This window comes from Streptomyces sioyaensis (assembly GCF_004122735.1).
GTDB lineage: Bacteria > Actinomycetota > Actinomycetes > Streptomycetales > Streptomycetaceae > Streptomyces > Streptomyces sioyaensis.
This window is the reverse complement of sequence record NZ_SDIF01000014.1, coordinates 88,531-109,665: the sequence shown is the minus strand read 5'-3', so window position 1 is coordinate 109,665 and position 21,135 is coordinate 88,531. Positions and strand designations below refer to the sequence as shown.

Here is a 21,135-nt window from a genome sequence, read left to right as displayed (position 1 = left end):
GGGTGGGGGCGGAGCCGGGCGGAGGCAGGGGAGGCAGCGAAGGCGACTGTCCTCCGGTGGCCGCTGGTGCCTCGGGCGCCCCCGGCGCCCCCAGTGGCATGGGCCCGGTGGCTAGGAGCCTCGGTGGCTAGGGGGCGTTGGCCGCCCTCCTGCCTCCTGCCCCCTCCGGCCCTTGCCCCCAAGCCCCTCTCAACCGTTCATAGGCCTCCGTCGTCGCGCCCGCCCGGTCCAGGGTGTCGAGGGCGGCGCCCAGGACCGGTGGGGCGGTGACCACCCGTGGGACGGCCTTCGGGGCGCGTTCGGAAAGGAGTTGGGTGATCCGGTCGTCGAGGAGCGGGTGGCGGGCGGCGAGGACGCCGCCGCCGAGGATCACGGGAGCGGGCTCGTCGAGCAGGCCGAGGCGGTGGAGAGCGACCGTGGCCATCAGGGCGACCTCCTCGGCCTGGCGGGCCACGAGGGTGCGGGCCACGGCGTCCCCGCAGGCCGCGACGGCGAAGAGCACCGGGACCAGTTCGTGGCGGCGGTGGTCGGGGAGGGCGCGGAGGTGGAACGCCTCGATCAGCTCCGGCATGGTCGCCAGCCCGAAGTGCGCGGGCAGGGCGCGGACCAGCTCGGTCGGTGCGCCGCGGCCGTCCTCGGCACGGGCGGCGGACCACAGCGCCTCCTCCGCGAGGTGCGAACCGCCGCCCCAGTCACCGGAGATCCGGCCGACGGCGGGGAAGCGGGCGGTGGCCCCGCCGTGCCCGAGGCCGGCGCAGTTGATGCCGGCTCCGCACACCACGGCGACGCCGAGCGGCTCACCGTCGTCCGGCAGCCCGGCCCGCAGCAGGGCGAAGGTGTCGTTGCGGACGGAGACCGTGTGGGCCCAGCCACGGCCGGCGAGTTCGGCGGTCAGGTCCGCCTCTTCGGAAGGGAGATCGGCGTTGGCGAGAAAGGCGGAGAGATGCCCGGCGGGGCCCGTGCGCCCCGCCTGTTCCGTGACCGAGGCCACCAGGGGTGCCAGCACGTCGACCGCCCGCCCGGCGCCCACCCGCGGTGGCTGGAAGCCGCCGCCGCGGGCCGCGCCGAGCAGGCTGCCGTCCGTGGCCACCAGCGCCACCTCGGTCTTGGTGTTGCCCGCGTCGACGGCGAGCGCCGTGCCGGTCAGGCCCATGGGAGGTGGTCCCGGTTGTGCGCGATCAGCTCGTCGGCGAGCCGGTCCGCGTGGTCGCTCTGGCCGATGAGGGGGTGGGCGAGGAGGGCGGCGAACACGGCCTTGCGCCCGGCGGCCCGGTCGGCGTTCCGGCCGTCCCTGCCCAGCAGGGCCGCCTCCAGGGCGAGGTGTTCGTAGGCGGTGACATGAGCGACCAGCCCGGCGTACTGCGGTTCCAGGGGGCGTACGGGCAGTGGCGCGGCGCCCGTCGGATCCACGGTCGCGGGGGCCTCGATCACCGCGTCGTCGGGCAGGAACGGCAGGGTGCCGGCGTTGTGGATGTTGACGACCTGGACGCCCCTGGGGCCGCCCAGCAGCGACGAGGTCAGCGCGACCGCGGCTTCGGAGTAGTAGGCGCCGCCGCGCCGGGAGAGGAGGTCCGGCTTCTCGTCGAGAGCCGGGTCGCCGTACATGCCGAGCAGTTGCTGTTCGAGGGCGGCGACCTCGGCCGCGCGGGACGGCTGGGTGCGCAACTCCCGTACGACGGCGTCGTGCCGGTAGTAGTAGCGAAGGTAGGAGGAGGGGAGGACGCCGAGATGGTCGAGGAGAGGGCGGGGCAGGTGCAGTGTCCCGGCGAGGGTGTCGCCGTGTTCCGCCAGCAGCCGGGGCAGGACGTCCGCACCCGCGACGCGCACCGCGCGCTCCCAGGTGAGGTGGTTGAGGCCGATGTGCTCCAGCTCCACCTGCTCGGGGGACACGTCCAGCAGCCCGGCGAGGACGCGCTGCAGGCCGATGGCGACATTGCACAGCCCGACGGCGCGGTGGCCCTGGGCGAGCAGCGCCCTGGTGACGATGCCGACGGGGTTGGTGAAGTCGACGATCCAGGCGCCGGGGTTGCGGCGGCGCACCCGCTCGGCGATGTCGAGTACGACGGGCACCGTGCGCAGTGCCTTGGCGAGACCGCCGGCGCCGGTGGTCTCCTGGCCGACGCAGCCGCACTCCAGCGGCCAGGTCTCGTCCTGGAGGCGGGCGGCCTGACCGCCGACCCGCAGTTGCAGCAGCACGGCGTCCGCGCCGTCCACACCGGCGTACAGGTCACCGGTCCAGGAGATCCGTCCCGGGTGTCCCTGCCGGGCGAAGATCCGCCGGGCCAGGCCGCCCACCACCTCCAGCCGGCCGGCGTCCGGGTCGACGAGGACGAGCTCCTCCAGCGGCAGGACGTCACGCAACCGCGCGAAGCCGTCGATGAGTTCGGGGGTGTAGGTCGAGCCGCCACCGACCACGGCGAGCTTGCGGCGGCGGCGCGGGGTGCGTCCCTGGGGAGACGGCATAGAGGATCAGCCCTTCACTCCGGTGAGCGTGACGCCTTCGACGAAGGCCTTCTGTGCGAAGAAGACAGGGGGCGTGGCAAGCGGTGCCGGTGGTGCCAGGGGACGCGGGCGGTGCGGGCCGGGGCGCCGTGTGCCGCGGAGTGCTCAGCCGGTGTGGAACACCGCCTCCCGCGCCTGTGCCAGTGCCGTCCGCAGTGCGCCGAGGAGGATCGGATTGCCGTCGACCCGGCTGAGCCGCAGGGCGGGGCGGGGCAGCGCAAGGCCGGTGAACTCCGCCTCGACCAGGGCGCGCAGCGCCTCCCCGCCGGCCTGCGGCACCGCGCCGGAGAGCACCACCAGCCCCGGATCGACGACCGCGACCACCGCCGCGAGCCCGGTCGCCAGCCGCCGCGCGACCTCGGCGCGTACCACGTCGTGGGCCAGTGCCCCGGCGACCGTACGCACCTCGGGGCCTCCCAACTCCCGGCCCAGCGCGCACACGCTCGGCGCGCCGACCAGCCGCTGGAAGCCGCCGCCGGCGTCGGCCCGGGCGGCGCTGCGGTCGCCGCCCCGGGACAACGGGGCGCCGGGCAGCGGCAGATAGCCGATCTCGCCGGCGCCGCCGGTGGCCCCGCGCAGCAGCCGCCCGCCCAGTACGAGCGCGGCGCCGATCCCCTCGTCGACCCACACGAGCACGAAGTCGTCGACGCCCCGTGCGGCCCCGTCGTACTGCTCGGCGACCGCCGCCAGATTCACATCGTTCTCCAGGGTGAGTGGCATCCCCAGGGCTTCGGCCAGCTCTTCCTTCAGCCCGCCCGACGGCAGGCCCGGCAGGTGCGGCGCATAACGCAGCCGCCCGGTCCGCGGGTCCAGTGCGCCGGGTGTGCCGATCACCGCACCGTGCACCCGGTCCCGCCCCACCCCCGCCTTGGCCAGCGCCCCGTCGACCGCCCGTGCGGCCAGCCGCGCCATACGCTGCGGCGCCCCCGTGCCCACGGCCTCCTTGCCCACCGCCGCCGAGCCGACCGTCTCCGAGCCGACCGCCTCCGTGCCGACCCGTTCCTCGCCGAGCAGCCGCCCGGTGATGTCGGCGACCACGGCGGTGACCCCCCGCCCGTCGACGGCCAGCGCGGCGACCCGCGCCGCCGCCGGGTTGATCTCGTACAACTGCGCACTGGGCCCCGGCCGCCCGGTCACGCTCCCGCTCGTCCGCACCAGCCCCGCGGCCGCCAGCCGCGCCAGCAGCTGCGAGGCGGTGGGCTTGGACAGCCCGGTCAGCTGCCCGATCCGGGTACGGGTCAACGGGCCCTGCGACACCAGCAGTTCGAGCGCGGCCCGGTCGTTCATGGCCCGAAGCACCCGCGGCGTCCCGGGAGTTCCCCGTGTCTGCTGCCCACCTGCCATGACCGTCCCCCCCCGCTCACCGGTGCCCGAGAGGCCCGGCCGCCGCGTCTCCGCCGAGAAGTCCGTGAAGAAACCAGCCTGGGAAGAAACCAGTCTGTTAAGAAACCTTCCCATCGCCCCCCAGGAACGTAGGCGGGGGCCGGAAGGGCGTCAATGGGGCGGGCGCGGTGCGCTGCCGTCCCCGGGTGCCGCCCCGCGCGAGACAGCGAAAAGGGGCGCACCGGCGGTCACCGGTACACCCCTTCGCGGTCCGCGACTGCGGCCCCGGGCGGGCTACTTCCCCGTCTTCGGGGGCGCCGCGAGCGGTTCCGTCGCCAGGGACTGTGGGGACGTCGGGTTGTTGAGCACCGAGGGGGCGGCGACGCCGGCGGTGGGGTCCGCGGTCTCCGGGGTCTCCTCCTCGGGCAGCGGGCGCGGGGCGAGGTGGACGCCCGCGGCGTCCAGGGCGCGCTTGATGCGCCAGCGCAGTTCGCGCTCCACTCCGGCGGCCTTGCCCGGCATGGTCCGGGCCGACACGCTGATGGTGACCGTGTCCAGGTGCACCTCGCTCAGGCCGAGGACCTCCACCGGTTCCCACAACTGCTCGTTCCAGGGCTCGGCCTTGGACATCTCCTCGCCGGCGCCGGTGATGGTGTCGCGGGCCCGCTCCAGGTCCTGGTCGGCGGCGATCACCACATCGACGGCGGCCGTGGACCAGCCCTGGCTGAGGTTGCCGATCCGCTTGACCTCGCCATTGCGTATGTACCAGATCGCGCCGTTGGGACCGCGCAACTTGGTGACGCGCAGGCCGACCTCGATGACCGTGCCGTTGGCCACTCCCGCGTCGATCTCGTCGCCGACGCCGTACTGGTCCTCCAGGATCATGAAGACACCGGAGAGAAAGTCGGTGACGAGGTTGCGGGCGCCGAAGCCGATGGCGACACCGGCCACTCCGGCGCTCGCCAGCAGCGGCGCCAGGTTGATCTCCAGGACGGACAGCACTGTCAGCGCGGCGGTGCCCATGATCACAAAGGAGGCGACGCTGCGCAGCACCGAGCCGATGGCCTCGGAGCGTTGCCGGCGGCGCTCGGCGTTGACCAGCAGTCCGCCCAGCGCGGTGCCCTGGGCGGCGGCCGCGGTGCGGTTCATCCGCTCGATGAGCTTGGTGATCGTGCGCCGGATCACATGCCGCAGCACCACCGCGATCACGATGATCAGCAGGATCTTCAGGCCGGACGTGAGCCACGTCCCCCAGTTCTCCTCGACCCAGCCGGCGGCGTTGGTGGCCTTCTGCGTGGCCTCGTCCAGCGAGGTCGGGCCGGTTGAGCCCGGTGTGGCGGCGCGCGGGGGTGCGCCGGTGACCGGCGAAGCGGACCAGAACACAGTCGAACCTTCCGTGTGGGACAGCAGGCCCGGACCGCGGGGTCCCCGGGGAACCGGGCAGACCAACCACACTAACGGGGCAAGGAGGGCGGTCCGCGCCCTTGTTCGACACGCCACAATCCGCCGGGGCCGGATTGCGCCTGATCGAGCGGGGCGTGCCGGGGTGTGGTGGAAAACACCTCCGACCCGTTACTCGGTCATGGTGGCGCTCCCACCAGGCACCGGGGGACACTGTGGGGAGATCGTCCCGGCGCGAGCCACGCGCCGCCGGCGTACAAGGAGGCACCCGTGCCGCATGTCCTGGTCCTCAATGCGTCGTACGAGCCGCTCGGCGTCGTACCGCTCCGCCGCGCGCTCATCCTCGTGCTCAATGAGAAGGCTGTGAGTCTCGAGGAATCCGGCGCCCTGATGCACAGCGCGACCCATGTCATCCCCGCTCCGAGTGTGGTCCGCTTGAAGCGGTTTGTGCGGGTGCCCTTTCGCGGCCCCGTCCCCCTGACCCGCCGGGCGCTGTTCGCCCGTGACGGCGGGCGCTGTATGTACTGCGGTGGCGTCGCAACCAGCGTCGACCACGTCATCCCGCGCAGCCGCGGAGGTCAGCACACCTGGGAGAACGTCGTCGCCGCCTGCCGGCGCTGCAATCACGTCAAGGCCGACCGCCATGTCGCCGAGATCGGCTGGCGGCTGCGGCACCAGCCCGCCCCGCCGTCAGGACTGGCGTGGCGGATCATCGGTACGGGCCATCGCGACCCGCGCTGGCTGCCGTATTTGCAGCCGTACGGCGCGGATGACGCCCTGGCCCGGATCGACGCCGTATCGGCGTAGGTCCGGGTTTTTCCGTCCGGGGCGGTGCTGCCGGACGGAACGCTCCGTCCGGGGCGGGTGCCGCCGGGCCCCTGCCGCCACGGTCACACCGCGGCGGCAGGGGCCCGGCGGCATGACCGGCAGCGGTCCCCGCGGCGGCCGGCTCAGTGCTGCGGCTCGACCGCGTAGGCCTCCACCGACCACAGCGAGTAGCCGAAGCGGGTGGCCCGCTTGTCGCCCTGGATGCGGACGAACCGCGCGTCCTTGGCGTCCATCCGGACCGACTCCCGGCCGCCCTTGCCGTCGCGGACCGTGGCCGCCGTGCGCCAGCTGCGGCCGTCCGGCGAGACCTGGACGCGGTATTGGGCGGCGTAGGCGTCCTGCCAGGTCAGGACGAGCCGGCCCAGCCGGGTCGGATGGGCCAGGGCGAACTGGAGCCAGGCACCGTCCTCGGCGGGCGAGGACCAGCGCGTCCTCGGGTTGCCGTCGGTGGCCGCCGAGGCCGGGAAGTCGGGCGTCTCGTCCCCGGAGGAGGTGGCGACCGTGCCGCGCGCCAGGTCCTTGCCGCCGGTGCGCGGATACACCCGCACGGTCAGCGTCTGCTCCTCGCCCCGGAAGTCCACCGGGATCTCGTACGTCCCGGAGCGGGTGCCCTCGGGCACGTCGACGGCGATACGGACCGTGGCCGTGCCGCCACGCGGTGCGGTGACCTCCTGCGGCGCATGCACCGTGAAGCCCTTCGGTGCCTTCACGGTCAGCTTCTCGCGGACGTCGCCGGGGCGGCGGGAGAAGATCCGGGCGTCCACCGTCGCACTGCCGCCGGGCGGTGCGTCCAGCTCCTTGCGGGACAGTTCGAGGCCGGCCGGCGGGGTGTCGTCGAACCACGGGGTGAGCGCGTGCACGGACGGCGCGTCCGCGCCCTTCGACCAGGTCAGCCGGACCGCGTCGGCACGCAGCCGGGGGGTGCGCGACTCGGTCCAGCCCGTGGGGGAGAGCGCGTCGAGGCGGCGCCAGCCCTCGCCCGGGACGTGCGCCTCCAGCGACACGGCGCCCGCGCCCGGGCCCGGTTCGGTCAGCGCGGTGACCGCGGCCAGCCGGCGGGCCCGCTCGAAGGGGACCGTGAGGGACGTCGCCCCGGCGCCCTCGTCCGGCCGTGGGGCGTCGTGGCGGGCCCCGGTCCAGGCGTCGGCCTCGGACATCGCCCGCTGGAGGAACGGTGCCAGGACCCCCTTGCCGACGGTCGCCGGGCTGCGCCCGATCACCGTGCGCAGCCGCTGGACCGCGCGCTGGGCCGACCAGGCGGCGTCGCCGTCGTCGCGGGCCTGCGCCATGAGCGTGTCCACGGCGAGTTCGCCGGCGCTGCCGTAGCGGGCCAGCTGCTCGGCCCACGGCCGGATCTCGGCGGCCAGATCGGAGTGCAGGTTCCGCGGCGCGGTGCTCATGGTGTGGAACGCGGCCCGCAGCGCCTTGGCGGCGTCGGCGAGGTCCGCGTCCCGGCCGGGCCGGCCGTGGTTGGTCGCCGCCTCGCGGGCCTTCCAGAAGCGGTCGATCAGCTGCTGGAGGTACCCCGACTCGGCCCGGTCCAGCAGCGAGGACGCGTCGTTGCCGGCCAGCGCGCGCAGCGCCTCCCGGGCCCGCGGATCGCCGCCGGCCAGATCGTCGACGGCCGCGGCCCAGGACTCCGCCGGGCGGTAGTCGCGCGGGTTCCAGGCGTAGTCGGCGGCCGTGAACAGCGGGATGCGCGAGGCGAGCGGCTGCTCCATGGCATTGGCCAGCAGCGCCGTGGAGCCGGTGGCGACGGCCGGCTCGCGGCCGCGGTAGGGCCCGAGGAAGATCCGGTCCTGGGCGTAGTCGTTGACCGGGTAGTTGTCCATGGTGACCAGAGGGTGGCCCAACGCCTGGCGGGCGGCGGACAGTTCACCGCCGGTGATGGTCCGCGGGACCACCCCCACTCCGGTCCAGGCCACCGCCACCCGGTCGTCGAGCGCATCGGACAGCGCACCGCGGTACGGCGTCGAGCCGTCCTGGTAGTACTCGGTCGGCATCAGCGTCAGCGGCGCGGACCCGGGGTGGCGCCGCGCCAGGTGGTCGGCGAGCGCGTTGGCGACCCGGGCCTGCGCCTTCGCCGCGGCCTCCGGGCCGGTGCCGAAGGCGTCCCGGTCCGCGTCGCAGTGCCATTCGCTGTAGCTGACGTCCTGGAACTGCAGCTGGAAGGAGCGCACCCCCAGCGCCCACATCGCGTCCACCTTGCGCCGCAGCGCCCGCAGATCCTCCTCGGAGGAGAAGCACATCGCCTGTCCGGGGGCGAGGGCCCAGCCCAGCGTGACGTGGTTGGCGCGGGCCCGCTCGGCCAGCGCCCGGAAGTCGGCGCGCTGCGCGGCCGGGTAGGGCTCGCGCCACTGGGCCTGGCGGTACGGATCGTCACCGGGCGCGTACAGATAGCGGTTCTGCTTGGTGCGCCCCATGAAGTCCAGCTGGGCGAGCCGCTGCGCCCGGCTCCAGGGCTGCCCGAAGAACCCCTCGGTGGTGCCGCGCACCGCCGTGCCGGGCCAGTCGCGTACGACGACCGAGGCCAGCTGCCGCCGGCCCGTCCCACCCGTCACCAGCTGCCGCAGCGTCTGCGCGGCATGGAAGAGCCCGTCCGGGCCGACGCCCTCCATGGCGATCATGTCCCGGCCCGCCACCTGGCCCACGGCCAGGCGGTAGCCGCCGGAGGGCAGGTCCCCGCGGGCCGGCGCCCGCAGCGCCCGCAGCGCGTCCGCGGCCTGCTCGCCGCCGACCCGGAACACCGGCCCGGCCGCGGGCAGCCGGTCGCCGGGCGCAAGCGTGTTCACCGTACGGACCCCGGCGTCGCGCAGCAGACCGCGCAGCACGTCCAGCGCATACGGGTCGGTGTCCGGCGCCGCCACCAGCGCCGCCTCCTCGCCCAGCGGTACGGCGTCGCCGAGTTCCTGAAGGGACTGCGGGCGCGGCCAGACGGCCGGCGGCGCTCCCGCGCCGGCCGGGCGGTCCGGCCGGTCGGGGGTGCCGATGGCGGGGTCCGCGGGCGCCGCCTGGGCGCTGGGCACCCCGCCGAGCAGACCCCCGATGACGGCCGCCGCCAGCGCGGTGGTCCCCGCCACCCGCGCCCGGGTCCCCGCGCCGCTCTCCCCGCCCCTACCGATTCTTCCGACGCTCCATCCGCCCCGGCCTCGCACGGCTGCTCCTCGTCCCGTCCCTCATGTACCGGCCTGCCGCCGGCGCCCCGTTCCCCGTTGTTCCCCCGCCGGCGCCTCGTCGGGCAGTCCCTCGGCGGTGAGCCCACCATTGTGGCGGTGAGGGTGTCAACCGGGCCATGGCGGGGTGCCGGAGGGCCGGGCACGGGCGGTATTCGGCCGTGCGGCGGGCGGTCGTGCGGGGGCCCGTGCCGGGGTCCGCCGGTCCGCAGAACTTCCGGTGCGGTGCCCGCTTCCTCCGCGTTCTCTGCGTCCCCCGGTGTTCCCCACAGTGAAATCGCCTGCGTGAGGCATAATATGACGTGGGTCACGTTTCGTGAGCAGATGCGTCTGCGATCGTGCCCAGTGGGTAGGGCCCACGTGTCCCACTACCGATGAACGGGAGGCCCTCAGTGGCCGCATCCGCTCAACTGCTCCTCGACGCTCTGTCCTCGAAACCGGGAGGTGCGGCGATGGAGTCCGACATGTACGACGGGGTGTCCGACCCCGATTCCGGGCTGGACGGCTCCGGCTCCTTCAGCTTCGTCGAGCCGCCCCTGACCAGCGAGCCCCCGCTCGCCGACGCCGCGCCCCTGACCAGCGAGGTTCCGATCGCCGCCGAGCTGCCCCTGACCAGTGAGCCGACGGCCGCCGGTATGGGCACGGAGTCCATGGAGGTCTGAGGACCCATGGGCCGCGCGCGGCTCGCCCGGCTGCACGGCATCGCCACGTCGTACGAACCCGCACCGGGCAGAAGCGTCCAGATCGCCGACGACACCGTCGTCGCCGTGCTCGCCGCACTGGGAGTCGACGCCTCGACTCCGCACGCCGTCCGTACCGCCCTGGCCGCCCGCGCGGACGCCACGGGTGCGGCCCTGCTGCCGCGCACCGTCGTCGCCCGGCCGGCCCGGCCGCCCGACCTCACGGGTCTCCCCGAAGGCAGCGTCCTCGGGGTGGAGACCGAGGACGGCGCCGCGCAGGAGCTGGGGGCGCCCGATCCCGCGGCCCTCGCCCGGCTGCCCCTGGGCATCCATGTGCTGCATGCGCACAGCCCGGACGGCCGGACCGCCCGCGTCCCGCTGATCGTCGCGCCCGACCGGGTGCCCGCACCACCCCGCCGCAGCCACGGCTTCCTGGTGCAGCTCTACTCCCTGCTGTCCCAGCAGTCCTGGGGCATGGGCGACCTCGGGGACCTCGCCGACCTCGCCGCCTGGTCCGGGCGTGCCCTGGGTACCGGCTTCGTCCAGCTCAACCCGCTGCACGCGGCCGTCCCCGGCCCGCCCACCGACCCGTCCCCCTACCGGCCCTCCTCGCGCCGCTTCCCCGACCCGGTCCATCTGCGGATCGCGCACATCCCGGAGTACGCCCACCTCACCGGCGCCGCGCGCTTACGGGCCGACGCGCTGGCCGCGCGGGCGGCCGCGCTGCGGGCGGGGGTGCTCGAAGGGGGCGCGCTGATCGACCGGGACGCGGTCTGGGCGCTCAAGCGCGAGGCCCTGGAGCTGCTGTGGCGGGTCCCGCTCGGCCCGGGCCGGCGGGCCGAGTACTGCGACTTCCTCGCCGAGCAGGGCCAAGCCCTGGAGGACTACGCCACCTGGTGCGCGATCGCCGAGCGGCACGGCCCGGACTGGCGCGGCTGGCCCGCCGGGCTGCGGGAGCCGCGGGCCGCGGAGGTCGCCCGGCTGCGGCCGCAGCTGCTCGACCGGATCGACTTCCACTGCCGGCTCGCCTGGTTCACCGATCAGCAGCTGGCCGGTGCGCAGCGGGCCGCACGGGAGGCCGGGATGGGCATCGGGCTGGTGCACGACCTCGCCGTCGGTGTCCATCCGTCCGGCGCCGACACCTGGGTCCAGCAGGACGCCTTCGCCGCCGGGATGTCCATCGGGGCGCCGCCGGACGTCTTCAACGCCCGTGGCCAGGACTGGGGGCTGCCGCCCTGGCGCCCGGACGCCCTGGCGGCCGCGGGCTACGCCCCCTATCGCGAGCTGGTGCGCCAGCTGCTGCGGCACGCCGGTGCGCTGCGGATCGACCATGTGATGGGGCTGTTCCGGCTGTGGTGGATCCCGGAGGGCCGGCCGCCGACGGAGGGCGCCTACGTCCGCTACGACAGCGAGGCGATGCTGTCGGTGCTGGCGCTGGAGGCGCACCGCGCGGGCGCCGCGGTGATCGGTGAGGACCTGGGCACCGTCGAGCCGGGCGCCCGCGATGCGCTCGCCGAACGGGGCGTCCTGGGCACCTCCGTGCTGTGGTTCGAGCGGGACTACAGGGGCTGCGGAGAGGGCGACCGGAGAGAGGCGGACGGGGCGCCGCGGGCGGAGTCGGCGGACGGGCCCGGCGCGGCCGAGGCGCCGGAATCCGCCGCCACCGCCCGCATCCTGGCGCCCGACGAGTGGCGCGGAGACTGTCTCGCCACCGTCACCACGCACGATCTGCCGCCCACCGCGGCCCGTTTGACCGGTGAGGACGTCGCGCTGCGCGAACGGCTCGGGCTGCTCGCCGGGCCGCCGGAGCGGGAGCGCGCCCGCGCCCGGTACGAACTCGCCGAGTGGCTGCGGGAGTTGGCCCGGCGCGGGCTGCTGCCGGAGGGGGCGGGCAACGAGGAGGCGGTGGTCCGGGCCGTCCACCGCTTTCTGCTGCGCACCCCGGCGCGGATGATCGGCGTCTGGCTGCCCGACGCGGTGGGGGACCGCCGTCCGCAGAACGTGCCCGGGACATGGGAGGAATACCCGAACTGGCGCGTACCGATCGCGGGTCCCGACGGGCGCCCGCACACCCTGGAGGAGCTGGCCGCCTCGCCCCGACTCCACGCGCTGATGCGGGAGTTGTCGGACGGACGGTTTCAGGACGCCCCGCGACCGCTTCCGCCGCACGCGCCCTTCCGGTAGGTCAGCCCGTCCGGCACCATGCCGTGGACACCGTCCAGACATCCGACCATTCTTCCCTGCGTGGTCGGTGAGGGGGAGGGAACCATGGCCCTGTGCCGCACCCGGCGGACGCTGTGCGTGCTCGCGCTCACCGCGGCCGCCGCGCTCGCCCCCGTTCAGAGCTCCCTGGCCCGGCCGTCGTCGGCCGCCTCCGCCGCCGGCCCCTGCGACCGGCCCGTGCACCCCGCCTCCCAGATGGCCGTCGAGCCCTGCGACACCCCCGCCCGGATCATCGAGAAGGCCGCCCGTGTCGTCCCGACCCCGGGGCAACTCGCCTGGCAGCAGCGGGAGGTGACCGCCTTCACGCACTTCGGCATGAACACCTTCACCAACCGGGAATGGGGATCCGGCACCGAGGACGAGAAGTGGTTCGCGCCGTCCCGCATGGACGTCGACCAGTGGATGCGCGCCTACAAGGCGGCCGGCGCCGAGCAGGTGATGCTCACCGCCAAGCACCACGACGGGTTCGTGCTCTACCCGAGCCGCTACACCCCGCACTCCGTCGCGGCGAGCCCCGGCCGCCCCGATGTCGTCGGCGCGTACGTCCGGGCCGCCCGGCGGGCCGGGCTGAAGGTCGGGATCTACCTCTCGCCCTCCGACGGCGCCGAACTCCCGCACGCCTGGCACGCGCAGTGGGTCGAGAAGATCCGCAGGAAGCAGCAGGAGGGCTACCCGCTCAGCCTGCCCGAGCGGGTCGCCCTGGAGGACGGGGACCGGGCGCCCCGCGGCCTGGGCCGCTTCGGCAACGGCAGCAAGGTCACCGAGCGCACCATCGCCACCCTGGTCCCCGGCGACGACCGCGCCGCCGCGGTCCGCGGCGGCCGGCTGCCCACCTTCCACGTCCGGGCGGACGACTACGACGCCTACTACCTCAACCAGGTCTACGAGCTGTTCACCCGGTACGGCCCGCTCGACGAGCTGTGGCTGGACGGCGCCAACCCCTGGGCGGACTCCGGCATCACGCAGAGGTACGGCGTCGCCGAGTGGTTCCGGATGATCCACCGGCTCTCCCCGGACACCGTCGTCTTCGCCGGACCCCAGGGCGCCCGCTGGGTCGGCAACGAGAACGGCACCGCACGCGAGACGGAGTGGAGCGTGACCCCGTCCGCCGAGGATCCGTGGACCGTCATGGCCGGCGGACTGCCGAACGACTCCACCGACGCCGACATCGGCTCCCGCGCGAAACTCCTCGCACCCACCACCCGATTCCTCCAGTGGTACCCGGCCGAGGCGGATGTCTCGCTGCGCCCCGGCTGGTTCCACCACCCCGGCGAGCGCCCCAAGTCGCCGGCGCAGCTGATGGACCGCTACGAACAGAGCGTGGGACGCAATGCCTCGCTGCTGCTGAACGTCCCGCCCGCCAGGGACGGCCGGATCGCCGGCGAGGACGTCGCCGCGCTCACCGCCTTCGGGACCGCCGTCCGCGCGACCTACGGCACGGATCTGCGGGCGTCCGGGCCCGGGCCCTGGACCTTCGACCGGATCGGGCTCGCCGAGGACATCCGGTACGGGCAGCGGGTCGAGCGGTTCACCGTCGAGGCGCGGACCGGCGGGACCTGGACGGCCGTCACCGGCGGCACCACCATCGGGCACCGCAGGATCCTCGCGCTGCCGCGACCGGTGACCGCCGATGCCGTGCGGGTCACCGTCCGGGAATCCCGCGGCCCGGTCCGGCTCGCGCCGGTGACGCTGCACCGGAGCCGGGCCGCGGGAGGGTGAGCGCCCGCGGGCCCGGCCCGGGCGGCCGGTTGCGCCACCCCGGGCGCGCGGGGCAGCAGGGCGTCCGATACGTTGACTTCGTGAGCAACAAGGTCAATAAGAATGTCCTGCGCGCCGGAACCATCACCGCCGGCACCGCGCTGATGCTGCTGATGTCGTCCCCCGCGTTTGCGCTCACCCGCGACGACGGTGACGACCCGGGTCCGGGCCTGAGTGTGATCCAGACGCTCGGCCTCTATGTCGCTGCACCCATCGTGCTCTTCCTGATCATCGCCGGACTGGTCATGGCGGGCGACCGGCCCCGCAAGCAGGCCAAGTCCAAGAGCTGACGCCGGGCTAGACAGCGACGCCTCCCAGGGCGCCCAACGGTCACAAGACCGCGGGGCGCCCTTTGTCGTACCCGGATATTTGCGCAGGTGAAAAAGGGGTTGCGAGGCGGCTATCGCGCAATTTTCGCCTGATTTGCGGGGGCGCAGTGTTTAACCGGCCCTAACCTACGATGACGTAACCTACGCAGCCGTAGGTCAAACCTACGGCCCCGTAGGTCGTCGTCCCCCAGGAGTTCCCCCGTGACCATCGCCCCCGCCCGCCATAACGGAGAGCGCGGCCAGACCGCATGGAGCGACGCGCAACTGCTCTACGCACTCGAAGAGGTCGTCGAAAAGGAACTCAACCGGCATCTGAAGATCGCCAAGGACTGGATGCCGCACGAGTACGTGCCGTGGAGCGACGGGCGGAACTTCGCCGGCGTCCTGGACGACGGTGAGCCGTGGGCCCCCGAGCAGTCCAAGGTCAGCGACATCGGCCGGATCGCGCTCGTGGTCAACCTCCTCACCGAGGACAACCTCCCCAGCTACCACCACGAGATCGCCACCCTCTTCGGCCGGGACGGCGCCTGGGGTACCTGGGTGCACCGCTGGACCGCCGAGGAGGGCCGGCACGGCATCGTGATGCGGGACTACCTGCTCACCAGCCGGGCCGTCGACCCGGACGAGCTGGAGCGGTTCCGCATGGCGCACATGTCGGAGGGCTTCGAGTCGGACAACTCGCACAGCATGCTGCACTCGGTGGCGTACGTCGCCTTCCAGGAGCTGGCCACCCGGATCTCGCACCGCAACACCGGCCACCACTCCGGCGACCCGGTCTGCGACCGGATGCTGGCCCGGATCGCCACCGACGAGAACCTCCACATGGTCTTCTACCGCAACCTCCTGGGCGCGGCCTTCGAGCTGGCGCCCGACCAGACCATGTGCGCGGTGCGCGATGTCGTCACCGGCTTCCGGATGCCCGGCCACGGAATGCCCGGCTTCGAGCGGTCGGCGGCCCGGATGGCCATCGGCGGCATCTACAACCTGCGCATCCACCACGACGATGTGCTGCAGCCGGTGCTGCGCTATCTGAAGGTGCTGGAGATCGGCGGCCTGGGCCCGGCCGGGCTCGCGGCGCAGGAGGAGCTGGGGCTGTTCATGGACGGCCTGGACAGCCAGGCGCGGAAGTTCGACGAGCGACAGGCGGCCATCCTCGCCCGCCGCCAGGCCAAGCGCGGCTGAACCGGCCGGCCGCGGCGGGGGCCGACCCCGCCGCCCCCGCCGCGGCCCCGCGGTACCCGCTGACCGCGCCGGCGGATGCGTACGCTGCCCGCATGGCCGACTGGGACCTCAAGAAGCTGCACATCCTGCGCACCCTCCAGGAGCGGGGCACGGTCACCGCGACCGCCGAGGCGCTGCACATGACGCCCTCGGCGGTCTCCCAGCAGCTGACCGGGCTGGCCCGGACGCTCGGGGTGACGCTGCTGGAGGCCCACGGCCGGCGGGTCCGGCTGACCGACGCCGCACAGCTGGTGCTGCGGCACGCCGAGGCGGTCTTCGCCGAGCTGGAGCGCGCGGACGCGGAGCTGCTCGGCCATCTCCGGGGCGAGGCGGGCCAGGTGCGGGTCGGGGCGTTCGCCACCGCCATCCCCGCGCTGGTGGTGCCCGCCGTCCAGGAGCTGCGCCGCAGCCACCCGGGGCTGTCGGTCGCCGTACGGGAGGCCGAGGCGGAGGCCGCGTACGAGCTGCTGGCACACGGCAGTGTCGATCTGGCGCTGTCCCTGGCGGCGCACGCCCCCACGCCGCGCGACCCCCGGTTCAGCCGGGTCGAGCTGCTGGCCGACCCGCTGGACGTGGCGCTGCCGGCCGGCCACCGGCTGGCGGCCGCGCCCGAGCTGCGGCTGGCCGATCTGGCGGACGAGCCCTGGATCTTCGGCAGCAGCGGCCCCTGGTCGCAGATCACCACCACCGTCTGCGAGAGCGCCGGCTTCGTGCCCGAGCAGGCGCACGCCGCTGCCGACTGGAGCGCGATCTGGGCGATGGTCGCGGCCGGGATGGGGGTCGCGCTGGTGCCCCGGATGGCGATGGCGGGCGGCGTCGGCGGCGCGGGGGAGGGCCGCGCGGGAGAGAGCCGCGCACGGGGGGAGGCCGCCGCCGGGGGAGTGGCGCTGCGGGTCCTGCGCGCCGACCGGCCGCGCCGGCATGTGATCGCCGCCGTCCGGCGCGGTGCGGAAGGGGCGCCGGGGCTCGCCCGGGTGCTGGCGGCGCTGCGGCAGGCGGCCGCCGCCCAGGCGCCGGAGGACCCGACCGTTCAGTCCAGCTGAACATATTGCTCAAAAACTTTCGATGGACCTGAGGGGTGACGCGCTGCGACCGTGGCGTGGTCCGCTCCCTTCGGCCACGTCGAAAGGCCACGATGACCAGCCTCCCCGCCGACAGCCACGACCCGCACGCCAACGACGCCGCCCCGTACGGCGGCGGCGATCCCTACGCCGACTACCGCGGCGGGGACTTCCCCTTCACCTCGCTCGTGGATCTCGCCGACCGCCGGCTCGGCGCCGGGGTGATCGCCGCGAACGACGAGTTCTTCGCCGAGCGGGAGAATCTGCTGACGCCGAGCCAGGCGGTCTTCGACCCCGAGCGCTTCGGCCACAAGGGCAAGATCATGGACGGCTGGGAGACCCGGCGCCGCCGCGGCGCCGACGCCGAGCACCCCTTTCCGGCCGACCACGAGCACGACTGGGCGCTGATCCGGCTCGCCGCCCCCGGCGTGATCCGCGGCATCGTCGTCGACACCGCCCACTTCCGCGGCAACTACCCGCAGCAGATATCCGTCGAGGCCACCGCGCTGCCCGGCAGCCCCGGCCCCGACGAACTGCTCGCCGACGACGTGACCTGGCACGAGCTGGTCCCGCGCACGCCGGTCCGCGGCCACGCCGCCAACGGCTTCGCGGTCGACGCCGAGCGCCGCTTCACCCACCTCCGCCTCAAGCAGCACCCCGACGGCGGCATCGCCCGCCTGCGGGTGCACGGCGAGGTCGTACCGGACCCGGAGTGGCTCGACGTGCTCGGCACCCTCGACCTGGCCTCCGTGCTGCACGGCGGCACCGTCGAGGACGCCTCCGACCGCTTCTACTCCTCGCCCACCCAGCTCATCCGGCCCGATCTGTCCCGCAAGATGGACGACGGCTGGGAGAACCGCCGCCGCCGGGTCAAGGGCACGAACGACTGGGTGCGCTTCCGGCTCGCCGCCCGGGGCGAGATCCGCGCCGTCGAGATCGACACCGCGTACCTCAAGGGCAACTCCGCGGGCTGGGCGGCGCTGTACGGCTGCGACGCCGAGGCGGCCGACCCGGCGGACCCGTCGGCCTGGTACGAGATCCTGCCGCGCACCGCGCTGCAGCCCGACACCCCGCACCGCTTCCGGCTGCCGAGGGCCTACGCCGCCACCCACGTCCGGCTGGATGTCTTCCCCGACGGCGGTCTCGCCCGGCTGCGGCTCCACGGAGCGCTCACCGAAACCGGCCGCGCCGCGCTCGTCCGCCGCTTCGACGAGCTGAGCGACTGAGCCGCGACCCGGAGCCCGGCACCCGACGGGCCCCCACCGCACCGGCGGTGGGGGCCCGTCGGGGGCAGCGGGGCGCTTACGCCGCCGCGTCCGCCGCCTGCGCCTTGAGCGCCCGCTCGATCCCGGCCCGCGACTCGCTGATCAGCCGGCGCAGCGCGGCGCTCGGCTCGGCCGCGGCCAGCCAGGCGTCCGTCGCGTCCAGCGTCTCCTGCGACACCTGGAGCGCCGGGTAGAGACCCACCGCGATCTGCTGCGCCATCTCGTGGCTGCGGGACTCCCAGATGTCCTTCACCGCGTCGAAGTACTTCGCGGTGTACGACGCCAGCAGCTCCCGCTGGTCGGTCTGCACGAAGCCGCCGATGACGGCCTCCTGCACGGCGTTGGGCAGCCGGTCCGACTCCACGACCGAGGCCCAGGCCTCGGCCTTCGCCTCCGCGGTCGGACGTGCCGCGCGCGCGGTGGCGGCATGCCGCTCGCCCGCCGAGGTCTTGTCCCGCTCCAGCTCGGCCGCGATGGCCTTCTCGTCCGCCCGGCCGGTGGCGGCCAGCCGCTGCACCAGCGACCAGCGCAGCTCGGTGTCCACGGCCAGCCCGGAGATCTCCTCCGTGCCGTCCAACAGGCCCTGGAGCAGGTCCAGTTGCTCGTCGGTACGGGCCGAAGCGGCGAACGCACGGGCCCATGCCAGCTGGTGGTCGCTGCCCGGCGCGGCCGCCCGCAGCTGCTCCAGGGTCTCCGTCGTCCAGGCCGCCAGGCCCGTCTCGCGCCACTCCGGTGCCGCGTACAGGTCCAGCGCCAGCTTCACCTGGCGGTGCAGCGACTGGACCACGCCGATGTCCGACTCCTTGCCGATGCCGGAGCGCACCAGCGCGAGGTAGTCACGGGCGGGGAGTTCGGCGTCCCGCGTCATGTCCCAGGCCGACGCCCACGACAGGGCACGCGGCAGCGACTCGGTGAAGTCCCCGAGGTGCTCGGTGACGACCTTCAGCGACTCCTCGTCCAGCCGGACCTTGGCGTACGACAGATCGTCGTCGTTGAGGAGGAGGACGGCGGGCCGCCGGGTGCCGGCCAGCTGCGGTACGGGGGTCAGCGCACCGTCCACGTCCAGCTCGATCCGCCCGGTGCGCACCAGCTTGCCGTCCGTCAGCTCGTACGAGCCGATCGCGATGCGGTGCGGCCGCAGTACCGGCTCGCCCTTGGCGCCCGGCGGCAGCGCCGGAGCCTCCTGCTTCACCGCGAAGGAGGTGATCACGCCCTGGGCGTCCACCTCGATCTCCGGCCGCAGGATGTTGATCCCCGCGGTCTCCAGCCACTTCTTCGACCAGGTCTTCAGATCCCGCCCGCTGGTCTCCTCCAGCGCACCGAGCAGGTCCGACAGCCGGGTGTTCTTGAAGGCGTGCGCCTTGAAGTAGGCCTGCACGCCCTGGAAGAACTCGTCCCTGCCGACGTAGGCGACCAGCTGCTTGAGGACGCTGGCGCCCTTGGCGTAGGTGATGCCGTCGAAGTTGACCAGCACGTCGTCGAGGTCGTTGATCTCGGCCATGATCGGGTGGGTCGACGGCAGCTGGTCCTGCCGGTAGGCCCAGGTCTTCATGGAGTTGGCGAACGTCGTCCACGAGTGCGGCCACTTCGAGCCCGGGGCGTAGGCCTGGCAGGCGATCGAGGTGTAGGTGGCGAACGACTCGTTCAGCCACAGGTCGTTCCACCACTCCATGGTGACCAGATCGCCGAACCACATGTGCGCCAGCTCGTGCAGGATCGTCTCCGCACGCACCTCGTACGCCGCGTCCGTCACCTTCGACCGGAAGACGTACTGGTCGCGGATGGTCACCGCGCCCGCGTTCTCCATCGCGCCGGCGTTGAACTCCGGCACGAAGAGCTGGTCGTACTTCGCGAACGGGTAGGCGTAGTCGAACTTCTCCTGGAACCACTCGAAGCCCTGCCGGGTGACCTCGAAGATCTGCTCCGCGTCCAGGTGCTCGGCCAGTGACGGGCGGCAGTAGATGCCCAGCGGCACCGACCGCCCGTCCTTCTCGTAGGTGCTGTGCACGCTGTGGTACGGACCGGCGATCAGCGCCGTGATGTAGGTCGAGATCCGCGGCGTGGGCTCGAAGCGCCAGACGTTCCCGCCCGGCTCCGGCGTCGGCGAGTTGGAGATCACCGTCCAGCCCTCCGGGGCCTTCACGGTGAACTGGAACGTCGCCTTCAGATCCGGCTGCTCGAAGGACGCATAGACCCGCCGCGCATCCGGCACCTCGAACTGTGTGTACAGGTAGGCCTGCTGGTCCACCGGGTCGACAAAACGGTGCAGCCCCTCACCGGTGTTGGTGTAGGCGCAGTCCGCCACGACCCGCAATTCGTTCCGGCCGGCCCGCAGCCCCGTCAGCGCGATCCGCGAGTCCTTGAACACCTCGCCGGCGTCGAGCGCCTCGCCGTTGAGGTGCACCTCGTGCACGGCCGGCGCGACCAGGTCGATGAAGGAGTCCGCGCCCGCCTCGGCCGAGTCGAACCGCACCGTGGTCACGGACCGGAACGTGCCGTGGTCGCTGCCGTCCGCGTCTCCCCCCTCCTGTGCGCCGGAGAGGTCGAGATCGATCTCATACGCGTCCACGGTCAGCAGGCGCGCCCGCTGCTGCGCCTCGTCGCGGGTCAGATTCGTGCCAGGCACCCGTTCGTCTCCTTCGCATTGGTCATTGCATCGGAAGTTTCGGCCATCCTTCCATGTGGGCGGGGGTGCGGGTGGGGCGTATTTCCGGTGCCGGGCGGGGCCTGGGGGCGGTACGGCCGGCGCCCGGTGTGCTGCGGGTCCGCGGGTGGCGGACCACGGCGTCCGAATGCCGCCAGCACGCCCCCTGGGCGCGGCCCGATGCTGGCTCCATGCCGACCTACACCCCGCTTCCCATCCCTCCCACCGCCCTCAAGGAACTCCGCGACACCGACGACGCCGGGCGCCCCGCCGAGCCGTTCACCGCGCGTACGGACGGCGTGCCGCTGGACTGCGTCGGCAGTCTGCTGCGCTGCTGTCTGCGGGACATCCGGGCCGGCGAGCCGGTCGCGCTGGTCTCGTACGCGCCGCTGCGCCGCTGGGCGGCCGCGACCGGGGCGCGGCCCGGGGCGTACGACGAGACCGGGCCGGTGTTCATCCACGCCGCGGACTGCGCCGGGCCGGACGCCACCGCCACCGGGGAGGGCTACCCGGCCGGCCGGCCCGGTGGGCTGCGCACCGTGCGCCGCTACGACGCCGACGGGCACATCGCCGGCGGCCGTCTCCTGGAGATCCCCGAGGAGGCGGCCGCCGGGTTCGACGCGGCCTTCGACGAGGCGTTCGCGGACCCCCAGGTGGTGCTGGTGCACGTCCGGGCCGTGGAGTACGGCTGCTACCTGTACGAGGTCCGGCGGCCCTGAGGCCGCAC

At 73.9% G+C, this 21,135-nt stretch carries 15 protein-coding genes; 9 read left to right on the top strand and 6 right to left on the bottom strand.

Annotated elements, in window-relative coordinates; all coding sequences use genetic code 11:
- Window positions 1-127: 127 nt before the first annotated feature.
- The 4 genes from EST54_RS07845 to EST54_RS07830 all read right to left on the bottom strand — a co-directional run bounded on the left by EST54_RS07845 (window position 128) and on the right by EST54_RS07830 (window position 5,208).
- Window positions 128-1,153 carry an N-acetylglucosamine kinase gene (locus EST54_RS07845; RefSeq protein ID WP_129246421.1) on the bottom strand — a complete coding sequence of 342 codons (1,026 nt, stop codon included), beginning with the start codon at window positions 1,151-1,153 and terminating at the stop codon, window positions 128-130.
- On the bottom strand, window positions 1,144-2,463 hold the full coding sequence (locus tag EST54_RS07840; RefSeq protein WP_129246419.1) for a 6-phospho-beta-glucosidase: 1,320 nt from the start codon (window positions 2,461-2,463) through the stop codon (window positions 1,144-1,146). Before EST54_RS07840 ends, EST54_RS07845 begins: the two co-directional genes overlap by 10 nt.
- Before the next feature lie 144 nt (window positions 2,464-2,607).
- Window positions 2,608-3,789 carry an ROK family protein gene (locus tag EST54_RS07835; RefSeq protein ID WP_129246417.1) on the bottom strand — a complete coding sequence of 394 codons (1,182 nt, stop codon included), beginning with the start codon at window positions 3,787-3,789 and terminating at the stop codon, window positions 2,608-2,610.
- 330 nt (window positions 3,790-4,119) lie between these two features.
- The gene (locus EST54_RS07830) at window positions 4,120-5,208 is read right to left on the bottom strand and encodes a mechanosensitive ion channel family protein (RefSeq protein WP_129246415.1); all 1,089 of its coding nucleotides are present in this window, start codon (window positions 5,206-5,208) and stop codon (window positions 4,120-4,122) included.
- Window positions 5,209-5,496: 288 nt separating this feature from the next.
- Between EST54_RS07830 and EST54_RS07825 the strand changes: the two genes are divergently transcribed.
- Window positions 5,497-6,033, top strand: coding sequence for an HNH endonuclease (locus EST54_RS07825; protein WP_006605595.1), 537 nt, complete (start codon window positions 5,497-5,499; stop codon window positions 6,031-6,033).
- 143 nt (window positions 6,034-6,176) lie between these two features.
- On the opposite strand, the gene EST54_RS07820 is transcribed toward EST54_RS07825, so the two are convergent.
- The gene (locus EST54_RS07820; protein WP_129246413.1) at window positions 6,177-9,134 is read right to left on the bottom strand and encodes a beta-N-acetylglucosaminidase domain-containing protein; all 2,958 of its coding nucleotides are present in this window, start codon (window positions 9,132-9,134) and stop codon (window positions 6,177-6,179) included.
- Window positions 9,135-9,619: 485 nt separating this feature from the next.
- Between EST54_RS07820 and EST54_RS07815 the strand changes: the two genes are divergently transcribed.
- The 7 genes from EST54_RS07815 to alc all read left to right on the top strand — a co-directional run bounded on the left by EST54_RS07815 (window position 9,620) and on the right by alc (window position 17,725).
- Complete coding sequence (locus EST54_RS07815; RefSeq protein ID WP_040899264.1) at window positions 9,620-9,889, top strand: hypothetical protein; 270 nt, start codon at window positions 9,620-9,622, stop codon at window positions 9,887-9,889.
- 6 nt (window positions 9,890-9,895) lie between these two features.
- Window positions 9,896-12,091 carry a 4-alpha-glucanotransferase gene (gene malQ / locus EST54_RS07810; RefSeq protein ID WP_129246411.1) on the top strand — a complete coding sequence of 732 codons (2,196 nt, stop codon included), beginning with the start codon at window positions 9,896-9,898 and terminating at the stop codon, window positions 12,089-12,091.
- An 84-nt stretch (window positions 12,092-12,175) separates the two neighbouring features.
- Complete coding sequence (locus EST54_RS07805) at window positions 12,176-13,849, top strand: alpha-L-fucosidase (protein WP_129246409.1); 1,674 nt, start codon at window positions 12,176-12,178, stop codon at window positions 13,847-13,849.
- 80 nt (window positions 13,850-13,929) lie between these two features.
- The gene (locus tag EST54_RS07800) at window positions 13,930-14,178 is read left to right on the top strand and encodes a hypothetical protein (protein ID WP_129246407.1); all 249 of its coding nucleotides are present in this window, start codon (window positions 13,930-13,932) and stop codon (window positions 14,176-14,178) included.
- 240 nt (window positions 14,179-14,418) lie between these two features.
- On the top strand, window positions 14,419-15,399 hold the full coding sequence (locus EST54_RS07795; RefSeq protein ID WP_129246405.1) for an acyl-ACP desaturase: 981 nt from the start codon (window positions 14,419-14,421) through the stop codon (window positions 15,397-15,399).
- Between the two features lie 92 nt (window positions 15,400-15,491).
- Window positions 15,492-16,481, top strand: a complete 990-nt coding sequence (locus EST54_RS07790; RefSeq protein WP_129246403.1) for a LysR family transcriptional regulator — start codon at window positions 15,492-15,494, stop codon at window positions 16,479-16,481.
- Window positions 16,482-16,573: 92 nt separating this feature from the next.
- The gene (gene alc / locus EST54_RS07785) at window positions 16,574-17,725 is read left to right on the top strand and encodes an allantoicase (protein WP_129246401.1); all 1,152 of its coding nucleotides are present in this window, start codon (window positions 16,574-16,576) and stop codon (window positions 17,723-17,725) included.
- Between the two features lie 76 nt (window positions 17,726-17,801).
- Here the strand turns inward: alc and pepN are convergent, their stop codons facing one another.
- On the bottom strand, window positions 17,802-20,390 hold the full coding sequence (pepN, locus tag EST54_RS07780) for an aminopeptidase N (protein ID WP_129246399.1): 2,589 nt from the start codon (window positions 20,388-20,390) through the stop codon (window positions 17,802-17,804).
- A 209-nt stretch (window positions 20,391-20,599) separates the two neighbouring features.
- On the opposite strand from pepN, the gene EST54_RS07775 reads away from it, so the two are divergent.
- Window positions 20,600-21,127 (top strand): DUF1203 domain-containing protein, encoded by a 528-nt coding sequence (locus EST54_RS07775; protein ID WP_129246397.1) that lies wholly within the window; start codon window positions 20,600-20,602, stop codon window positions 21,125-21,127.
- Window positions 21,128-21,135 lie beyond the last annotated feature (8 nt).

Excerpts from the sequence above, each read along its gene's own strand:
- EST54_RS07845 (WP_129246421.1), bottom strand. The coding sequence starts at position 1,153 with ATGGGCCTGACCGGCACGGCGCTCGCCGTCGACGCGGGCAACACCAAG.
- EST54_RS07805 (WP_129246409.1), top strand. The coding sequence starts at position 12,176 with ATGGCCCTGTGCCGCACCCGGCGGACGCTGTGCGTGCTCGCGCTCACC.
- EST54_RS07790 (WP_129246403.1), top strand. The coding sequence starts at position 15,492 with ATGGCCGACTGGGACCTCAAGAAGCTGCACATCCTGCGCACCCTCCAG.
- malQ (WP_129246411.1), top strand. The coding sequence starts at position 9,896 with ATGGGCCGCGCGCGGCTCGCCCGGCTGCACGGCATCGCCACGTCGTAC.
- EST54_RS07840 (WP_129246419.1), bottom strand. The coding sequence starts at position 2,463 with ATGCCGTCTCCCCAGGGACGCACCCCGCGCCGCCGCCGCAAGCTCGCC.
- EST54_RS07835 (WP_129246417.1), bottom strand. The coding sequence starts at position 3,789 with ATGAACGACCGGGCCGCGCTCGAACTGCTGGTGTCGCAGGGCCCGTTG.
- EST54_RS07775 (WP_129246397.1), top strand. The coding sequence starts at position 20,600 with ATGCCGACCTACACCCCGCTTCCCATCCCTCCCACCGCCCTCAAGGAA.
- alc (WP_129246401.1), top strand. The coding sequence starts at position 16,574 with ATGACCAGCCTCCCCGCCGACAGCCACGACCCGCACGCCAACGACGCC.